13 protein-coding genes are annotated in these 13,031 nt (G+C 40.0%); 10 read left to right on the top strand and 3 right to left on the bottom strand.

The window, feature by feature from the left end:
- Positions 1 to 436 precede the first annotated feature (436 nt).
- Positions 437 to 934 carry a phosphatidylglycerophosphatase A family protein gene (locus tag FD16_RS06750; RefSeq protein WP_029508412.1) on the bottom strand — a complete coding sequence of 166 codons (498 nt, stop codon included), beginning with the start codon at positions 932 to 934 and terminating at the stop codon, positions 437 to 439.
- Between the two features lie 223 nt (positions 935 to 1,157).
- Here FD16_RS06750 and FD16_RS06745 point away from each other — a divergent pair, with 223 nt between their 5' ends.
- On the top strand, positions 1,158 to 1,472 hold the full coding sequence (locus FD16_RS06745) for a DMT family transporter (protein ID WP_010622727.1): 315 nt from the start codon (positions 1,158 to 1,160) through the stop codon (positions 1,470 to 1,472).
- Here FD16_RS06745 and FD16_RS06740 read toward each other — a convergent pair.
- Positions 1,469 to 3,526: a heavy metal translocating P-type ATPase gene (locus FD16_RS06740; protein ID WP_029508413.1), complete on the bottom strand. Its 2,058-nt coding sequence runs from the start codon at positions 3,524 to 3,526 to the stop codon at positions 1,469 to 1,471. The genes FD16_RS06745 and FD16_RS06740 overlap by 4 nt on opposite strands.
- A gap of 190 nt (positions 3,527 to 3,716) precedes the next feature.
- Between FD16_RS06740 and FD16_RS06735 the strand changes: the two genes are divergently transcribed.
- From FD16_RS06735 to FD16_RS06710, 6 genes are all read left to right on the top strand, one after another.
- Positions 3,717 to 4,649 carry an aldo/keto reductase gene (locus FD16_RS06735; protein WP_010622729.1) on the top strand — a complete coding sequence of 311 codons (933 nt, stop codon included), beginning with the start codon at positions 3,717 to 3,719 and terminating at the stop codon, positions 4,647 to 4,649.
- A gap of 171 nt (positions 4,650 to 4,820) precedes the next feature.
- Positions 4,821 to 6,035, top strand: coding sequence for a betaine/proline/choline family ABC transporter ATP-binding protein (locus FD16_RS06730; RefSeq protein ID WP_010622730.1), 1,215 nt, complete (start codon positions 4,821 to 4,823; stop codon positions 6,033 to 6,035).
- Positions 6,028 to 6,657: an ABC transporter permease gene (locus tag FD16_RS06725; RefSeq protein ID WP_010622731.1), complete on the top strand. Its 630-nt coding sequence runs from the start codon at positions 6,028 to 6,030 to the stop codon at positions 6,655 to 6,657. The genes FD16_RS06730 and FD16_RS06725 overlap by 8 nt, the downstream gene beginning before the upstream one ends.
- A gap of 11 nt (positions 6,658 to 6,668) precedes the next feature.
- Positions 6,669 to 7,598 carry an osmoprotectant ABC transporter substrate-binding protein gene (locus FD16_RS06720; RefSeq protein WP_029508414.1) on the top strand — a complete coding sequence of 310 codons (930 nt, stop codon included), beginning with the start codon at positions 6,669 to 6,671 and terminating at the stop codon, positions 7,596 to 7,598.
- A gap of 3 nt (positions 7,599 to 7,601) precedes the next feature.
- A complete protein-coding gene (locus FD16_RS06715) occupies positions 7,602 to 8,267 on the top strand; it encodes an ABC transporter permease (protein ID WP_010622733.1) in 666 nt (221 codons plus the stop codon).
- A gap of 279 nt (positions 8,268 to 8,546) precedes the next feature.
- Positions 8,547 to 9,980, top strand: coding sequence for an NADP-dependent glyceraldehyde-3-phosphate dehydrogenase (locus tag FD16_RS06710; protein ID WP_304622513.1), 1,434 nt, complete (start codon positions 8,547 to 8,549; stop codon positions 9,978 to 9,980).
- Positions 9,981 to 10,218: 238 nt separating this feature from the next.
- On the opposite strand, the gene FD16_RS06705 is transcribed toward FD16_RS06710, so the two are convergent.
- On the bottom strand, positions 10,219 to 10,893 hold the full coding sequence (locus tag FD16_RS06705; protein ID WP_010622735.1) for a type 1 glutamine amidotransferase: 675 nt from the start codon (positions 10,891 to 10,893) through the stop codon (positions 10,219 to 10,221).
- Positions 10,894 to 11,075: 182 nt separating this feature from the next.
- Here FD16_RS06705 and FD16_RS06700 point away from each other — a divergent pair, with 182 nt between their 5' ends.
- The 3 genes from FD16_RS06700 (at position 11,076) to FD16_RS06690 (ending at position 13,023) form a co-directional block, all read left to right on the top strand.
- The gene (locus FD16_RS06700; RefSeq protein ID WP_010622736.1) at positions 11,076 to 11,849 is read left to right on the top strand and encodes an acetoin reductase; all 774 of its coding nucleotides are present in this window, start codon (positions 11,076 to 11,078) and stop codon (positions 11,847 to 11,849) included.
- A gap of 168 nt (positions 11,850 to 12,017) precedes the next feature.
- Positions 12,018 to 12,491: a Dps family protein gene (locus FD16_RS06695; protein WP_010622737.1), complete on the top strand. Its 474-nt coding sequence runs from the start codon at positions 12,018 to 12,020 to the stop codon at positions 12,489 to 12,491.
- Between the two features lie 109 nt (positions 12,492 to 12,600).
- Positions 12,601 to 13,023, top strand: a complete 423-nt coding sequence (locus FD16_RS06690) for a MarR family winged helix-turn-helix transcriptional regulator (protein WP_010622738.1) — start codon at positions 12,601 to 12,603, stop codon at positions 13,021 to 13,023.
- Positions 13,024 to 13,031 lie beyond the last annotated feature (8 nt).

Below are 13,031 nucleotides of genomic sequence, written 5' to 3'. Positions count from 1 at the left end.
GGTCACCCCAATCGGACTAAATTTAGTTCAATTGGGGTGACCCTGTTATATTTTATGGGCTAGGCGTGGTGATGAGCACTTTTGCCGAAATGAGCTTCGCAATACTGAGACTCGAATGTATAAGGAGCTCTCTTACAAATTAATCGCAAAACCACAATTAATCCGTTGGAGTTCACGTCTTACTTTTTTATATTTGAAACGTGTTCCGCAACACTGAGGCTCAATATATAAGGGACATCAACGAATCAATTGTAAAAACCACAATTAATCCGTTGGAGTTCGCTCTTACTTTTTTATATTCGAAACGTGTTCCACAACACTGAGGCCCAATATATAAGGGACATCAACGAATTAATTGTAAAAGCCACAATTAATCCGTTGATGTCCCTTATATATCAGCCTCAACCCGTGTTGCTCCACACTCTAGTTCCTAGTTCTAACTGTTTTGGTGCGCAACCTTTCCCGAGACCGCTGCTGCTACTGCACCGACTAGGTCATCCACAAACGTGTTGACCGTACTTTTATCCTTATCTAGCTTGCCAATAATACCTGGCTTGATGTTATCAACGTAGCCATAACTAGTTGTTCCAATTTGACCATAAACAGTGGCAATTTGGTTACCAAGTGTTTCATCAACACCAAAGACACCAAGGTCATGACCAACAATAGTTTGCAATGGCTCATCTAGTTGTCCTTTATTAGCCATCTTATCAAGTTGCAGTCCGACCATGATGTTGTTGAGAACCTCTCGTTTGTGCAAGACGTCAATTACTGCATCTGTAACTTCATCCATCTTGATGTCAGGAATATGTTTCTTTTGCAGATCAAAGGCCACCTTAGCAATTTCGTCGATTGTAATTCCACGTTTTTCAAATTCACTGATCACGTATTCGTACGCTGCAGTATCCGGATATTTAACATTTTTATCCATCATATTAATCACTTCGATTCTTTTTAATTTCAACGATTATAGCATAACTCACTCAAGCGACAACGTAAAACAAAACCAATCTCTTTGGTTGCCGGTCACACTAAAATCAGATACAATATAACTATTCTAATGAAATTATCTGCCGCCGGGCAGCAAATACCGTTACGACTCCTTTAGGTCATGTAGGAGCCGCAACGGTATTTTTCGATTAAAGGGGATGTAAAATATGGCATGGATTTATTTAGTAATCGCGGGGTTGTTTGAAACATTTTGGGCAACAATGTTGAAATTCAGTATGGGTTTTACCAAGATTAATTTTTCTATTTACACTGTGATCGGCATGATCCTTAGTTTTTGGTTTCTCGCAAAGGCGGTGAAGACCTTGCCTTTAGGAATTGCCTATCCAGTATGGACAGGTATTGGCGCAGTTGGAACAATTATTCTGGGAGTGATTCTATTTGGAGATCGTATTCCAGCAGTTACTTGGATATTTGTAGTTCTCTTAGTGGTTAGCATCGTCGGAATCAAATTGACGGTCTAATCATTCCGCAAAGTCATCGCATTAAGAGCAACAATCACGGTACTTAGGGACATAACAACCGCACCAACCACAGGATTAAGAACAAAGCCAATCGGGGCTAATACTCCAGCTGCTAGTGGAATGGTGATGATATTATAACCAGCTCCCCACCATAGGTTTTGGGTCATTTTGCGAGTCGTCTTCTTGGCTAAATCGATAAATTCAGTGATACTTGCCGGATCACTTTTGACTAAAATAATATCGGCAGAACTGATGGCGACTTGAGTTCCTGAACCGATCGCAACACCAATATCAGCACGAGCTAAACTTGGCGCGTCATTGACACCGTCGCCGACCATCATGACCTTGGCACCAGTATCCTGATACTTACGGATAATCTGTTCCTTATCCTCAGGCAATAGTTGGGCATGAACCTCGTTAATGCCAAGATGATCGGCAACGATGGTTGCACTTTGCTGATTATCACCGGTTAACATTACGGGAATAATGTTTTGGTTCTTTAAATCTTTAATCAGCTTTTCAGCGCTTGGCTTGATGGTATCGCCTTGACCTACGTAACCTAGTATTTCATTTCCATTAATTAGGAAACTGATGGAATCACCGGAAGATAATAAGTTTGAAAGGTCCAATTTTTGAGTATCAATCTGTTGCTTTTCAATATAACCAGCAGAAACAATTGAATACGTTGTACCATCAATTGATCCAGAGATACCGACACCAGTTTGTTGAGAGACATCTTGTGCATCAGCGGGTGTTATTTGTGCATCCTTAGCGGCTTGCAGAATTCCCACCGCAAGGGGATGACTGGAACTGTTTTCCAGTCCCGCCATTAGCCCAAGAACTTGATCATCTGTCAGGTTATCGTTGACACTTTTGAATTGATGAACTTTGAAATTGCCTTCAGTTAAGGTGCCAGTTTTATCCATTAAAACGTATTTGATTTGGTTAACTGTTTCCATTGCTTCACGGTGTTGAATCAGGAGACCGTGGCTAGCGGCAATCGCAGTACTGCGAGCGACTACCAATGGAATTGCTAATCCTAGGGCGTGAGGGCAGGCAATGACTAAAACAGTAACGGCAATGGATAAGGCAATTGCTAAATTATCGATCAACAGCCAACTGATGAATGCCACAATTGCAACAGTCAATGCCGCGTAGAACAACAAACCAGCAACACGATCTGCCATGTTTTCTTTTGAAGATTTTGAATCCTGAGCATTTTGCACAAGTTCCATTACTTGAGCCAGGTAGCCCGATTTGCCAGTCCCGGTTATTTTAACCTCAAAGGTACCTTCACTATTGACTGAACCACCGATGACTGTATCATCAACCTTTTTAGTAACGAGGGCTGCTTCACCTGTTAACATGGATTCGTTAACGCTCGAACTGCCATTGATGACTATTCCGTCAGCTGGAATTTTTTCACCGGCCCGGACTTCGACAATATCGTCTATGTTAAGTTCACTAATGTTAACGTCTTTAGGCTGATCATCGATGATTTTGTGAGCTTTGCTAGGCAATAGTTTAGCTAACTTATCAACGGCTGAGCCCGCATTCATAACGGTATCCATTTCAATCCAGTGGCCTAGCAGCATGATATCAATCAATGTTGCTAGTTCCCAGAAGAAATCCATTACGTGAGTGGAAGAATTAAATACTTGATTAGCAAGAACGGCATAGATACTGTAAACAAAAGCTACGGTGATACCCATGGCGATCAAAGTCATCATCGCCGGCTTTTTGCTGGCTAGTTCTCCTCTTGCACCACTGAAGAACGGCTGTCCACCGTAAATAAAAGTAATTGTTCCAATAATAGCAACTATATAATCGGTCCACGGGTGAATCATAATTTGAAATGGTAATGATACCCCCATCATTGGACTCATGAAAATGATGGGAATAGTTAAGATTAATGACACCCAAAACTTACGTTTAAGGTTGCCCATGTGCATCATGTGACCACCATGGTTCATCATGTCCATGTTGTGACCGTTCATATTCATATCGCCCATGTCCATATCGGACATATCTTCGCTCATGTCCATGTCTTTCATTTGATTGTTCATTTAGAATGCCTCCTTGGTTACACTTGTAATCTATAAAATGAGTTTACAAGTGTAAACATAAAAAGTCAACAGTTTCACTTAAATTTGGTTCAAAATGGTTGATTACGATTGCCATCAGCCTAATAATTGGGTGGAATTAAACTTGTCAGAAATATCAGATTCGAAAGGAGAATGTTTTATGAGACAATTAGTTACAATTGGCAACACAGACGTTAAAACGACAGCTTTAGGATTAGGTGCTAACGCCGTTGGTGGACGCAACCTATTCCCTAACTTAGTGGATCAAACAGGTATTCAAATCGTTAAGGCTGCATTGGACAGTGGCATTACATTAATTGATACAGCCTATGCTTATGGACTGGGCCATTCTGAGGAGTTAATTGGTCAGGCGATTAAGGATTACGATCGTCATGATTTTGCGATTGCATCGAAAGGTGCACAAGATGGTGATGCCATTAATAACGATCCAGACTTTTTAACATTTCAAGTGGAAAAAAGTTTAAAACGTTTAGGTACGGATTATCTTGATATTTTCTATATTCATTTTCCTGATGAACAAACACCAAAAGCTGAAGCGGTAGGTGCATTACAGCGTCTCAAGGAGAAAGGCGAGATTCGAGCAATTGGCATTTCTAATTTTAGTCTTGATCAAATAAAAGAGGCTAACGCAGACGGTTACGTGGATATTGTTGAAGATCAGTACAGCTTGTTACATCAAGACAATGCCCAAGAAATGATGCCATATTTGCAGGAAAACAATATCAGTTTTGTGCCATATTTTCCACTTGCTTCAGGACTGTTGACTGGTAAATATCATGGTGTCGCAGAATTTGATAATGGCGATATTCGTAAAGGCAACCCAGACTTTACTGGCCAGAGATATGCTGAAATTATTAAAGCTGTTGATCAAGTAAAGCCAATTGCAAATGATCATAACGCCACAATTGCTCAAACATTGTTGGCCTGGTATATGCAAAATCCATTGATTTCAGTTGTTATTCCGGGAGCCAAAAAACCTGAACAGGTTGAAAGTAACGCTAAATCACTCGATGTTGAATTAACTGAACAGGAGTATCAAACAGTCGAACAGTTATTTGCACAATTTAAATAGGATTTTGAAAAGACAGTGTCATATCTGATTTTAGGTACGATATTGTCTTTTTTGTTCCTAATTTTGGACGATTAACGACATGAATTGTTACAGAAATTACCGTATCAATTGAAAATGAATACCTATGTACGTTATGCTGAATAAGAAATGTAATTTTTAAGGAGGCCCTCTTTGCTAATATCATTACAACATTTACGAAAAGAATATGCCGGTGGCAAGGTGGCTGTGGAAGATGTCTCGCTCGACATTGATGCGGGCGATTTTGTCTGCTTTATCGGGACTTCAGGTTCTGGAAAAACAACAACTTTGCGAATGATTAACAGAATGATTAATCCAACCTCGGGTAAAATTTTGTTGAATGATCAGGATGTTACCAAGATGGATCCGGATAAATTGCGACGTCAGTTAGGCTATGTAATTCAAAACGTTGGCTTAATGCCCCACATGACAATTCGGGACAACATTACGCTAGTGCCCAAACTATTGAAATGGTCTAAAGATAAGCGTGATGAGCGTGCTAACCAACTAATCAAGCTTGCCCAACTACCAGCGGAATTTTTGGATCGTTATCCATCTGAATTGTCTGGTGGACAGCAGCAGAGAATTGGAGTTGTGCGTGCATTTGCTGCTAATCAAGATATTATATTAATGGATGAACCATTTGGCGCCCTTGATCCAATTACTCGTGAGTCATTACAGGATTTGGTTCTAGATTTGCAGAAACGATTGGGCAAAACATTTATTTTTGTTACCCATGATATGGATGAAGCATTACGGTTTGCAACTAAGATAGTCATTATGTCCCATGGCCAAGTAGTTCAGGTTGATACTCCCGATAATATATTGAAGCATCCTAAAAATGATTTCGTGAAACATTTAATTGGAGAGGATCGCTTAATTCAGGCCAGACCAAGTGTTACAACTGTTGGTCAAATTATGTTGAAGTCGCCAATCAGCATTAATGAAAATGAATCGCTACATACAGCTCTGGAAACAATGCACCAAAAGCGTGTTGATACATTGTTAGTCACTGATGATGACGGTCATTTAGTTGGTGTTCTAGATATTCAACAGTTGGATCTTGGCTACCAGCGCAAACGACCTGTAAGCGAAGTTATGAACCGTGATGTTTATTTTGTTCATGAAAGTTCAGTTATCCGCGACTCGGTCAACCGGATCTTGAAGTTGGGTTATCGAAACATTCCAGTTATTAATGCCGAGGGTAAGCTAGTAGGTATCGTGACCCGTGCAACGCTTGTTGATATGGTTTACGATGCTTTATGGGGCCAAGATGAAGGCGAAGAAGATACACACGCTGCCAGTGCTGTTCAGGCACAACAGAAACGTGATATTTCTGTACCGAAGAAGGGGGCATTAGATGATTAGCTTTTTACAGGCTAATGGTGTGCAGCTATTAGTTAAAACGTGGCAGCAAATCTATATCTCCTTTATTTCACTCGGGCTAGGAATCATTGTTGCGGTACCTTTGGCAGTTGTTTTGACTCGGTTACCGAAGGTTGCAGGTTTTGTGATTGGACTCGCTAGTGTCTTGCAGACGATCCCTGCTATGGCATTGTTAGCAATGATGATTCCAATCTTTGGCATTGGTAATCTACCGGCGATTGTTGCTCTGTTTATTTATTCACTTTTGCCAATTCTCCGCAACTCGTACCTGGGTATTAAAAATGTGGATCCGGCCGTGTTAGATGCTGCTAAGGGGATTGGCATGAACAATATGCAGTCAATTTTCCAGGTTGAGATACGTTTAGCTGCACCGGTGATTATGTCAGGGGTTCGTCTATCAGCAACCTATGTCATTGCTTGGGCTACTCTAGCCTCCTATATTGGCGCTGGTGGATTAGGGGATTTTATTTTCAATGGTTTGAATTTGTACCGTAGCGATTTAATCCTGGCTGGGTCAATTCCTGTAATCTTACTAGCATTGATTACCGATTATTTACTTGGTAAGGTTGAGCTCCTTGTTACGCCGAAAACGGCGCAAGCTTAGGGGGTGGCCAAATGATGAAAAGGAAAAAATGGCTACTGACAGCTGGATTGATGGCAGGATTAGCACTAGTCTTAAGTGGATGTGGGTTTCCTGGTCTTAGTAGCTCATCCAAAGATACGATCACGATCGCTGCTCAAAGTACAACCGAACAGCAAATTGTGGCTGCCATTGATCAACAGATGATTGAACACTATACGCCCTTAAAAGTAACTGTCATTCAGAACTTAGGCTCTGCTACTGTCAGCATGGCTGCCTTGAAAAAAGGTGAAGTTGATATGTCAGCAGCCCGGTATAACGGAACTGATTTAACTGATATCTTGGGGAAAACGTCCAGCCATAACCCAACAAAAGATACTGAGTATGTTATCAAGACATTCAAAAAGAAGTACGGGTTGATTTATTTGAAACCTTATGGATTTGCAGATACCTATTCATGGATGGTCACACAAAAAACGGCCAAAAAGTATCATCTTAATGATGTTTCGGATATGAAGAAGTATGCATCGACAATGAAAGTTGGGATTGACCAACAATGGCGTGATCGTCGAGGCGATGGCTATGCTGATTTTGAGAAACTTTATGGTTTTGGATTTAAGAATATGTATTCTATGCAGATTGGCTTAGTTTATGATGCGCTGGATGCAGGTAAAATGGATGCTATTTTGGGCTATTCAACTGATGGACGAATTAACAGCTATCATCTGAAAATGTTGAAAGATAACAAACACTTTTTCCCACCATACGAAGCTTCACCTGTAGTGCGCGAATCGGTTTTGAAGAAGCATCCGGAACTAAAACCAGTGTTGAATAAATTGGCTGGTAAAATTTCTGTTAAAACGATGCAGAAGTTAAATTATCAAGTGGACAATGACCTCGAAGAACCAAGCACGGTGGCAGAAAAATATCTCAAGGCTCATAACTACTTCGAAGGGGGGAACTAACTGATGGCAAATATGAATATATGGCAACAGCTGGTCACCTACTTCAGTCAAAATGGTATGTATGTGCTACAACAATTTACCCGACATTTTTTAATTTCTATATATGGAGTGTTGTTAGCCGCAATTGTTGGTATTCCCCTGGGAATTTTTATTTCGAGATATCGTAAACTGAGTGGAACGGTGATTGGAATTGCTAATGTGATTCAAACAATTCCTTCGCTAGCGATGCTGTCAATCCTAATGTTAGGACTAGGGTTAGGCGTGAACACCGTGATTGTGACGGTATTTCTGTATTCGATTTTACCAATTCTAAAGAATACCTATACTGGCATGCAAAATGTTAGTCCTGACATTATCGATGCAGGTCGTGGTATTGGAATGACATCATGGCAGCGACTGATTTATGTAGAACTGCCCCTATCATTATCCGTCATTATGGCGGGTTTAAGAAATGCCCTGGTATTAGCAATTGGAATTACGGCGATAGGGTCCTTCGTCGGTGCGGGTGGATTAGGCGATATCATCATTCGCGGAACCAATGCAACCAATGGTGGCGCCATTATCTTAGCTGGTGCTTTACCAACTGCATTGATGGCCATTATTGCTGATGCAATTTTGGGGATGTTGGAACATCGACTAGATCCGTCCAGCAGAAAAGCAAAAAATTAATTGTTTTTCATTATTGCAAATTAAATTAAAAAAATAAAAAGTGTGATAACCGTTTACATCATTGGGTTATCACACTTTTTGTTTAATGGGGTTTTTCAATATTATCATCTAAAGAAAATTAAAAATGCAAAATACTGATAATTTGTTTAATTTCATAAACTAATATACAAGTATTGCTCTTTACATTATATTTCATAACAATTAAAATACTATTTAATGTTTAACGACTATAAAAACAGAACGTACATAAAATTGATGGCAGGGGGAATTGTTGTGGATGTGGTAAAGAGTTATCAGGCGTATTTTGCGGGTCAATGGCAAAACAGTGAATCAAAAGAGACACTAGATATTAGGTCTCCATGGCGTCATGAGGTGATTGGATCAGTTCAATCAGTTACTAAAAATGAGGTTGATAAAGCAATTGAATCAGCACATGAAGTACAGGAAGACTGGGCCAATTTATCTTTAACTCAGCGAGGACAATATTTGGATCGTTGGGCTGATGAAATTAATAAAGACGTGAATAACTTGGCGATGGCGGTGATGGATGAAGTAGGTAAAAATTTCGATGATGCCAAAAAAGAAGTATTACGAACAGTTGACTTAATTCACTACACAGTTCAAGAAGCGCTACATATGAATGGGCAAAGTATGCGTGGCGATGGCTTTCCAGGTGGATCAAAAGATAAAGTTGGCATCATTACACGCGTACCACTGGGTACCGTGCTTGCAATTTCTCCATTCAATTATCCGATCAATTTGTCAGCCGCTAAAATCGCGCCAGCTTTAATGGCAGGCAACACCGTGATTTTTAAGCCAGCAACGCAAGGCTCAATTTGTGGAATTAAGATGATTGAAGCATTTGATCGTGCTGGTTTTCCAGCTGGTGTGTTGAGTCTTTTAACAGGTCGTGGATCGATTATTGGAGATTATCTCACGGAACATCAGGGAATTAACATGATTAGCTTCACTGGCAGTACGAAAACTGGTCAGCATTTGTCTGAAAAGTCGATTATGATTCCGTTAGTGCTTGAGTTAGGCGGGAAGGATCCGGCCATTGTCTGTGAGAATGCAGATTTGGACCGAACAGCTAAGAATATTGTTTCCGGTGCCTATGCTTATTCTGGCCAGCGTTGTACTGCCGTTAAGCGAGTACTTGTTAATGATAAAGTGGCTGATCAATTAGTCGAAAAATTAGAGCCATTAGTCGAATCTTTGAAGGTTGGGTCACCAGCTGAAGGAAACGATATTGTACCCTTAATTGACGACAAAGCTGCCGACTTTGTTCAAGGCTTAATCGATGATGCGGTCACAAAGGGAGCCACTTTGATCACCGGTAGCACAAGAAATGGTAACTTGTTGGCACCAACTTTACTTGATAATGTAACTCCGGATATGGACATTGCATGGGTAGAGCCATTTGGACCGGTCTTACCAATTATTCGAGTTCATTCAAATGAAGAAGCGGTTAAGATTGCCAATGAGTCGGATTTTGGTTTGCAGGCGAGTGTGTTTACTCAAGACATTGACGAAGCACTTGAGATTTCAAGAGGAGTAGAAGCCGGGACGGTTCAAGTCAACGGTCGGCCATCAAGAGGACCGGACAATTTCCCATTCTTGGGTGTGAAAGCGTCTGGATTAGGTACACAAGGAGTTCATAATAGTATTTTGTCAATGTCCAGAGAAAAATTGACGGTTTTGAATTTAAAGTAGAGCGATAAAAAGAACGTTTAGATGCGTCAATATAATAAGGCCACCGGCAATCACCGCGTAGTTCAGCGGTGGTTGCCGGTGGCCTTATTATATTGTGTGCATCTGTTCTTTTTATCGCGTTTCATCAAATAAAATGCAAAGTGATCAAAAAGTGTAATGAAATAAAAATTATTAATTTCAACTGTTAACCCAATATTATTAAAAAAATAAATCAAACTAAAATCCACAAAGTACAAAATCAGTCAGTAATTCGAACCAAATAATCCAAAATATTATCAAGTAATTCTTCGTTCTGCCGTTCAATTTGATGACTTAAAATAATCTCAGGACTAGTATCGAAAATTGATTTTTTGATGAATGCTGTGTCTGCATTAACGAGAGGTGGTAGGGACTGATCTGTGGTTTCAAGGTGAAACTGTAGCCCAATGGCACGTAAAAATTGAAATCCTTGATTTTGCCAGTTGTTTGACGTGAAAAGAGAAACCGATTGTACGGGTAAATTAAAGCCTTCACCATGCCAATGCAAAACATCATTAGACATTGGTGCATTAAACAATTGTTTAGCTGTCAGTGTGGAGGCAACTGGAGCCCAACCAACTTCTACAGGAGAAGAGCTGACTTTTGCCCCGAAGGAGACTGCTAATTGCTGCGCACCTAGACAAATTCCTAACATTGGCTTATTGCTGGTGACAACTTTGTTAATTAGTTGTCGTTCCTCTTTGATCCATTGGTCTGAATCGTTAACACTCATTGGACCGCCTAAAACAATTAGAAATTCAATGCCTGCCGGCTTCGGTAATGGTTGGTTAGCAAAAAGCTTAATTATTTCCGATGTGAATCCGCGCTTGGCTATCCAGCGGCTAATTAGTCCAGGTGTTTCAAATGGAACGTGCTGAATGATTGTAACTTTCATGGGGCTTGCCTCCTTTATGTATCCACTTAATTATATTGTTTAGTCGGTTAAAGATAAAGATGAAACATTAATAATTGTTTAAGGCGGAAAAATATTTCATATTTAACTTTATTTATTTGCAAAAACATGTCATAATGTATTCATCAAATATGAAAAACAATTCACAAAGGAGATTGATTAGCATGGCAGAAAAAGTAGCCTTAATTACTGGTGCCGGCCAAGGAATTGGTGAAGGTATTGCACTACAACTTGCAAAAGACGGTTTTCAAGTTGCCCTTGCAGGGCGTCATTTAGACAAAGTTCAACGTGTTGCAGATAACATTAATAAAGATGGTGGCAAGGCAATTGCTATTAAAGCGGACGTTCAAATTAAGAAGGATGTTTTTGCCGCAGTTGATGAAACAGTTTCACAATTGGGTCACCTTGATGTATTTGTTAACAATGCTGGGATTGCACATGTTGCTCAAGTATTGGATACAAAGGAAGAAGATCTTGATCGTTTATTAGATATTAACGTTAAGGGAACTGTCTTTGGTATCCAAGCTGCTGCAACACAATTTAAGAAGCAAGGAACTCCAGGTAAGATTATCAACGCTTCATCAATTGCCGGACATGAAGGCTTTGAATTGCTTGGTGCGTACTCAGCAACTAAGTTTGCTATTCGTGGTATCACCCAAGCAGCTGCCAAAGAATTGGCACAAGATAAGATCACAGTTAACGCATATTGCCCAGGTATCGTTTTGACTCCAATGTGGGATCAAATTGACGCCGAAATGGGTGAATTACACAACGTGCCAGCTGGTGAATCAATTAAAGCATACTTGAAGGGCATCGCATTAGGTCGTGGTGAACAACCTGCCGATGTTGCTAACTTGGTATCATTCCTTGCAAGTGATAAGGCTGACTATATTACTGGTCAAGCAATCATGGTTGATGGCGGGATCAAGTACGTTTAAAGTTAAGCACCCTCAATAAAACTGACTGAATACACATATAAGAGATTGCACAAGAAGACTTGTGCAATCCCTTTTTTTATAAAGTGCAAACCAGTTGATAATGTAAGCGGTTTTAGTTATCATTTTATTAACGGAATAGTTAATATGTTTTCGAGAGGGGTTCTTATAATGGCAGAAGCAAAGTATCCGAAAACGATGGCGCAATTAAATCAGTTGATTGCTGACATTAGTCAACTTCAAACAAACGTGCAACAGACTCACTGGTACATGCGCGGATCGGAATTCTTCAGATTGCATCCACAAATGGACGACTACAATGAAGAGCTGGATGAGCATTTAGATGAAATTGCAGAAAGATTAATTGCACTGGGTGGCTCACCATATTCAACCACCCACGAATTTATTGAACATACAGGATTACCTGATGAAAAAGTTACATGGAATCAGCATACTTTACCTGAGTACATGCAAAGATTGGATGATCAGTTTAAATATTTAGCCAACCAGTATCAGATTGGCATGGAAGCTTCAGATGAAGAAAAAGATTTTCCTACTCAGGATATGTTGAACGGATTCAAAGAGACAATTGATAAATATATCTGGATGATTAGTGCATACCTTGGTAAGGGACCATTAGAGTAGATATTAACAGACGGCGTTAGCCGTCTGTTTTTTTATGATCATGATTGCATCTAAAAAAATGCTGTGATATATTAATAATGTTAGCTAGCTAACATTATGGAGGATAGACATGGCTCAAGATAGTGGAAGATTGTTAAAAAAGGCAGCAAATCAGTTAATGCGTAATTTTGATCAATTTGCTCAAAAATATGATTTGACCAGCATGCAAATGTCGATTATTGATTTCGTGGGGCGCAACGAAGGTCAAGCAATTACACAAAGAGATATTGAACACGAATTTAATATTCAGCGGTCAACGGCCACAACGATGTTACAACGGATGGAAAAGAAAGAATTGGTAAGGCGTACCGTTTTTGGCGGGGATGCACGGCAAAAACAGGTGACATTGTTGCCAAAGGCACATGATTTAAAAGAAGTGGTATCACAATATATGTTACGGCAAAACGAGCGTCTAGCGATGAAATTTTCACACGATGACATTGCTGTGTTCCAGCGATTATTAACTTATTACATTAACGACGATCAAAGATGAGGAGGATT

Source organism: Paucilactobacillus suebicus DSM 5007 = KCTC 3549, from assembly GCF_001434475.1.
In the GTDB taxonomy this organism is placed as follows: domain Bacteria; phylum Bacillota; class Bacilli; order Lactobacillales; family Lactobacillaceae; genus Paucilactobacillus; species Paucilactobacillus suebicus.
This window is presented reverse-complemented; position numbering and strand designations above follow the sequence as displayed.

Bases quoted from the DNA above. Each gene is read 5' to 3' on its own strand.
- FD16_RS06690 (WP_010622738.1), top strand. From the start codon at position 12,601: ATGGCTCAAGATAGTGGAAGATTGTTAAAAAAGGCAGCAAATCAGTTA.
- FD16_RS06740 (WP_029508413.1), bottom strand. From the start codon at position 3,526: ATGAAAGACATGGACATGAGCGAAGATATGTCCGATATGGACATGGGC.
- FD16_RS06750 (WP_029508412.1), bottom strand. From the start codon at position 934: ATGATGGATAAAAATGTTAAATATCCGGATACTGCAGCGTACGAATAC.
- FD16_RS06745 (WP_010622727.1), top strand. From the start codon at position 1,158: ATGGCATGGATTTATTTAGTAATCGCGGGGTTGTTTGAAACATTTTGG.
- FD16_RS06735 (WP_010622729.1), top strand. From the start codon at position 3,717: ATGAGACAATTAGTTACAATTGGCAACACAGACGTTAAAACGACAGCT.
- FD16_RS06695 (WP_010622737.1), top strand. From the start codon at position 12,018: ATGGCAGAAGCAAAGTATCCGAAAACGATGGCGCAATTAAATCAGTTG.
- FD16_RS06715 (WP_010622733.1), top strand. From the start codon at position 7,602: ATGGCAAATATGAATATATGGCAACAGCTGGTCACCTACTTCAGTCAA.
- FD16_RS06725 (WP_010622731.1), top strand. From the start codon at position 6,028: ATGATTAGCTTTTTACAGGCTAATGGTGTGCAGCTATTAGTTAAAACG.
- FD16_RS06705 (WP_010622735.1), bottom strand. From the start codon at position 10,893: ATGAAAGTTACAATCATTCAGCACGTTCCATTTGAAACACCTGGACTA.
- FD16_RS06720 (WP_029508414.1), top strand. From the start codon at position 6,669: ATGATGAAAAGGAAAAAATGGCTACTGACAGCTGGATTGATGGCAGGA.
- FD16_RS06700 (WP_010622736.1), top strand. From the start codon at position 11,076: ATGGCAGAAAAAGTAGCCTTAATTACTGGTGCCGGCCAAGGAATTGGT.